Origin of the sequence: Rhodoferax sp. (assembly GCF_037143375.1) — a bacterium.
Classification (GTDB): Bacteria; Pseudomonadota; Gammaproteobacteria; order Burkholderiales; family Burkholderiaceae_C; genus Rhodoferax.
The window spans coordinates 1-4,964 of record NZ_JBAWYV010000197.1; the positions used below are offsets into that span (position 1 = coordinate 1).

Here is a 4,964-nt window from a genome sequence, read left to right on the forward strand (position 1 = left end):
CGGGCGATCAGGTGAATGCGCGAGCCACTGCGGTAAAGCGTGGCAATCATGCGGGTGATCTGGGCGGCGGCTACGCTCAGCGCGGCTAGGTCTTTGGCCTCTTCGATGTGCATCGTGATCAGGTGCGACTGGTTGGACAGGAAACTGAAGAGGTCCAGCGCCTCCAGCATGCCTTTGATCTCTCCGCCGTCCACCACCAACACGCGACGAATCCGGTGGCGCAGCATGACATCCATCACATCGCCAAGCTGGTCAGAAGGACTCACTTCAATCAGTGAATAGTTGGCCAGTTCACCGGCCATTAACTGGTCCAGCGGGCGGCCATCCAGGATGGCGCGCTGCAGTGTGGAGCTGGTAAAAATGCCCACACGATGCACCTCGGCCCGCGTGTCGCGCACCAACACGGCGGTGGTGCGCTCTGCCTGAAACAGCTTGACGACCGAGAGCACATCCGTTTCATACGCCACAAAGTGGGCGGTGCGCAAAAAGGCCTCGTCGACACGGCATAAGGTGAGCGATTGCTGTTCGTTCAGATTCTTGCGGTCAGACAATGCGCTGAGCTTGTTGCCCAGGTCAGAGAAAAGCAAGGCGCCAAAGGTGGCATTCGAGGCGATCAGGTCGCTCACGGCCTGATGCGTCAACTGGTAGGCCACCACTTCTTCGGCCGCCACAAACCGGCTGCTGACCTTGCCAGCCACCAACCCCCGGCCATCAAAACAGTCATCCGGCCCGTAGGTGGTGACCACTTCGCTCTCGTCAAACTGGGTTACAAACCCTTTAATGATGATAAAAAGATGGGTCGGGGCGATGCCCAGGTCAAGAATCGTCTCGCCCTCGCGGAAATAGGCGACATCGACGCTGTAACGAACCAGTCGTTGCTCGTCTGGGCTCAGACAGTCAAAGGGGGAAGCAGAAAAATTAAAAGCATTGGGCATAAATCGGACCTGTTAGCAAGCCCATCCATTCAACGCCGAATGCCTTGCGCCACGCTTGCAACGCTGTCCCAGTTCGCGTCAAACCAGGGGTCGCCCGAGAGGTAGGCTGCCAGCATCGGCAGCGCGTCAAAGCCCCAGAATAGTTTGCCATCCACCGCCAAAGTGGGAACGCCAAAAACACCCAGCGCAAGGGCCTCGTCGGTATGGGCTTTGAGCTGGTCTTTGACCGTGGGATCGGACGCCAACCGGGGCGGGTTGAGTTGTGCCGTCAGTGCCTCAAGCCGCGCCGGGTCGGAGGCTTCAGCCCCGCCCCGCCAGACATGGCGAAACAGGGTCTCGCACACATACCGGTTGGGCTCGCCCTGCGCCTGACTCGCCACCGCCAGACGCAGCAAACCCAGCGGGTTAAAGGGATGGCTGGCAGGCATTTGCAAATCAAGGCCCTGAGTGTGGGCTTGCCATAGCACCTGACGGTAAGTCCAGTCACGTTTGTCAGGTATCTCGGCCGGGCCCAACTGCCCGTGGTGCTTGAGCAGCGCAGCGAACAGGATGGGTTTGTAGGTCACGCTGTAGCTGTGCCCCATCAGGGCGACCGGCAATTTCTCAAACGCCAGGTAGGCGTAGGGAGAGATGAAGTCGAGGTAGAAGGTGATGTGTTTCATGCCAGGTTCGCTGCCGCACGTTGCTCAATTATTAGCCAGAGAGCGTGTTTGGCTGCGTCATCTGAGTTGCTCCACTGACGGATTTCTTCAATCGTGCGAAAGCAGCCTTCACACAAATCAGTGGCCTTGTCCATGCGACACACCGAGATGCAGGGCGAAGGCACATTAATGGCTGTAGCCCTTGCGACACCTGCGCGAGTAGCTATTGATTCAGGAGCAACAAAAACCACTTGCGCCACATCCACCACCGGCGCATCCGTTAACTGGGCGAGCTGCTGCGGGCTCAACTGGAACACGCTGTGCGGGTGGCCCGCTGCGGCCCAGATCGCCTCGAAGCGAAACAACATCTGGTCAATCAGCGTCACAGACGGCAGTGCGTGGGCCAGCGGCGCGACGCCGCCAATCGAAAAGCCTGTTTTGGCTTTGACAAATGCCGCGTCGGCACGGCCCAGCGGACCCACCAGCGCAGCCACTTTGTTCTCGTCCACCCGTTGGTCGCCTGACGTGACGACCAGCACCGCTGCGTCGTCGGACAGGCGGCGAAAGATGATGCTTTTGGCGATCTGCCCGACCGCCACGCCCAGCGCATCGGCGGCTTGTTGGGCCGTGCGGGCCGCATCGTTCAGCATCACGGGGGCATGCGGGTGATCTTGGGCCAGCAGGGCGGCAGCAACGCGCTGCACCCCTTCAGGCAAGGACGTTAATTCGGCACCACACATATCAGTTGAGCCTCTTGTTGAGCAAGGCCAGCGACGCGCGTGAGCCAGATTGGCGGCCAAGAAAATGGTTGATGAACTGGCCCGCATCGATCAGTTTGTCGAGGTCCACGCCGGTCTCAATCCCCATGCCATGCAGCAGGTAGACCACGTCTTCGGTGGCCACATTGCCGGTGGCGCCCTTGGCGTATGGGCAGCCGCCCAAACCGGCCACTGAAGTATCAAACTGCCAGATGCCCATTTGCAAACTGATGAGCGTGTTGGCCAGTGCCATGCCATAGGTGTCATGAAAATGACCTGAAATGTCGTTCAGATCGTAGTGCTTGAGCGTGGCCTCAATGGCGCGCTGCACCTTGAGCGGTGTGCCGACGCCAATGGTGTCGGCCACGCCGACATGCTGCACGCCGATGCCCTTCATGAGCCCGGCCAGATAACTGACGCGCTCCGGCGCAATCTCGCCCTCATAGGGGCAGCCTACCGTGCAAGACATGGCGCCGCGCACATAAATGCCCGCCGCCCGCGCTGCAGCGACTACGGGCGCAAAACGCTCGATGCTCTCGGCAATCGAGCAGTTGATATTCTTCTGGCTGAAAGCCTCGCTGGCCGCACCAAACACCACAATCTCATCGGGTTTGGTGGCCAAAGCGGCCTCGAAGCCCTGCAAATTGGGCGTCAGCACCGAGTAGCGCACACCGGCTTTTCTTTGTATGCCCGCCATGACTTGCGTGTTGTCCGCCATCTGCGGCACCCACTTGGGCGACACAAAACTGGTGACCTCGATCTCGGTCAGGCCAGCGTCTTGCAGTCGGTGTACCAGTTCAATTTTGACGGCAGCGGGGACCGGTTGTTTTTCGTTTTGAAGACCGTCACGCGGGCCGACTTCGACCAGTTTGACGCGGGTGGGGAGGCTCATCTTGATTTCCTGATATTTGAAAGGACTGCGCTGCGCAATCTAGTAACCACGAGATGTATCAACCTTACCGGCAACTGAAAAGCCTTGCTCCAGCGCCATGATTTTTTGGGCAATCTGCGCGATGGAAGTCTCAAGCAAAGTGCGCGCCGAGGTGTGCGGCGTGATCGTTATTTTGAGGTGCCGCCAGAACGGGTGATCTGCGGCCAGGGGTTCTGCGCGAAAGACATCGAGCGTCGCCCCGCTCAGCTGACCGCTGTCAATCAGCGCCAGCAAATCATCGTCCACCAGATGGGCGCCGCGCGCCACATTGATGACATAGCCGCCCGCTTGCAGTTTTGACAGCGATTCGCGGTTCATGATGTCCTGCGTTTCAGCCGTGAGCGGCAGCAGGTTGACCAGCACTTTGCTGGCACGCAGAAAGTCATCGAATTGCGCGGCACCAGAAAAACCAGTGACGCCTTCAACCACTTTGAGGCTGCGACTCCAGCCGTTCACCGGAAATTCAAAGTGCGCCAGCGCCTTGGCCACCCGCTCACCCAGCACGCCCAGCCCCATCACACCCACGGGGAAGTCAATCCGCTGACGTGGTGGGCGACTGCGCCACTGGCCCACCCGGGTGTCGGCTTCGTAGCCATCAAACTCCCGAAAGTGCCGGATGACGGCGTGGCACACGTACTCCGCCATTTGCACCGCCATGCCCGCATCGTCGAGGCGCACCACCGTGGCCTTGGGTGGCAGGCGCAGCTTCAGCAGCGCATCCACACCAGCGCCGATGTTGAAAACGCCCTTGAGTTGCGTTTGCTCGTCAAAAAACTGTTGCGGCGGCGCCCAGACCACCGCGTGGTCGGCCGGGGCATCGCCGGTTGTCCAAAGCTCGACGCTGGCGCCCGGCAACGCAGCGCGCAGCCCCTGCAACCAGGGCTCGGCGGGGGTGTTGGTGCAGCAAAAAGTGATGTTCATGGCTGCAAGCGTAACCCGGTTTAGCGCAGCAGCGCCGTCACGCCACCAGTTTGAGCAACTCGGAACCTTCCGTCACCTGGTCGCCGGGGGCGTAGAGCAACTCTGCCACCACACCGTCCATCGGGGCGGCAATGGTGTGCTCCATTTTCATGGCGTCCATCACCGCCAGCGCTTGGCCCTTGGTGACCTTGTCGCCGGCCTTGACGGCAAACGACACCACCTTGCCCGGCATCGGTGCGGTCAGACGACCGCCCTCCACCTGCGCATCACCAGCATGCGCCAGTGCATCAATTGCTATGATTTGCGTAGCCCCTTGCGCAGTGAATACGTGGGCTACAGCCCCGTTTGTATATATATTCACAATCTGGCGATGGGCCGCAAAACGAACATCAATGCCATGCGTTACCGGCATGAACGAGAACACGCCAACATCGCCCGCCACATCGAGCTGCAGCGCGCCATCGTGCAGCGTGGTCAGTTGCACCACATGAACGACACCCTGAAACTCAAAGTCAAAGCGGCGGGAACTCGGACCGTGTGAACGCCAGCCATCCTGGCGCGCCCACGGGTCCAGCCACACGGCGCGGTTGGCGACGGTTGCCTCGGCCGATTTCTCGGCCAGCAGCGTGTGGGCGATGGCGCCCGCCACGGCCAGGCTCAAACCGACTTTTTCCTGCTTGAACAACACCGCTTCTTCGCGCGGAATCAAGCCGGTGTCCAGATCCGCCTGGGCAAACGAGCGGCTTTGCACCACGTTGCGCAAAAACTGAACATTGGT

General features: G+C 60.2%; 6 protein-coding genes. All 6 read right to left on the reverse strand.

The window, feature by feature from the left end; all coding sequences use genetic code 11:
- Positions 1-935: CBS domain-containing protein (locus tag WCG50_RS17395; protein WP_336900859.1), on the reverse strand; the 935-nt coding region annotated here is incomplete at its 3' end.
- Between the two features lie 29 nt (positions 936-964).
- Positions 965-1,597 carry a 2-hydroxychromene-2-carboxylate isomerase gene (locus WCG50_RS17400; protein WP_336900860.1) on the reverse strand — a complete coding sequence of 211 codons (633 nt, stop codon included), beginning with the start codon at positions 1,595-1,597 and terminating at the stop codon, positions 965-967.
- A complete protein-coding gene (locus WCG50_RS17405; protein ID WP_336900861.1) occupies positions 1,594-2,316 on the reverse strand; it encodes a YbaK/EbsC family protein in 723 nt (240 codons plus the stop codon). The genes WCG50_RS17400 and WCG50_RS17405 overlap by 4 nt, the downstream gene beginning before the upstream one ends.
- A 1-nt stretch (position 2,317) precedes the next feature.
- The gene (locus WCG50_RS17410) at positions 2,318-3,226 is read right to left on the reverse strand and encodes a hydroxymethylglutaryl-CoA lyase (protein WP_336900862.1); all 909 of its coding nucleotides are present in this window, start codon (positions 3,224-3,226) and stop codon (positions 2,318-2,320) included.
- Positions 3,227-3,265: 39 nt separating this feature from the next.
- The gene (locus tag WCG50_RS17415; protein WP_336900863.1) at positions 3,266-4,186 is read right to left on the reverse strand and encodes a glyoxylate/hydroxypyruvate reductase A; all 921 of its coding nucleotides are present in this window, start codon (positions 4,184-4,186) and stop codon (positions 3,266-3,268) included.
- A 37-nt stretch (positions 4,187-4,223) separates the two neighbouring features.
- On the reverse strand, positions 4,224-4,964 hold a 741-nt coding region (locus WCG50_RS17420; RefSeq protein WP_336900864.1), incomplete at its 5' end, for a biotin/lipoyl-containing protein.

Excerpts from the sequence above, each read along its gene's own strand:
- WCG50_RS17405 (WP_336900861.1), bottom strand. The coding sequence starts at position 2,316 with ATGTGTGGTGCCGAATTAACGTCCTTGCCTGAAGGGGTGCAGCGCGTT.
- WCG50_RS17410 (WP_336900862.1), bottom strand. The coding sequence starts at position 3,226 with ATGAGCCTCCCCACCCGCGTCAAACTGGTCGAAGTCGGCCCGCGTGAC.
- WCG50_RS17400 (WP_336900860.1), bottom strand. The coding sequence starts at position 1,597 with ATGAAACACATCACCTTCTACCTCGACTTCATCTCTCCCTACGCCTAC.
- WCG50_RS17415 (WP_336900863.1), bottom strand. The coding sequence starts at position 4,186 with ATGAACATCACTTTTTGCTGCACCAACACCCCCGCCGAGCCCTGGTTG.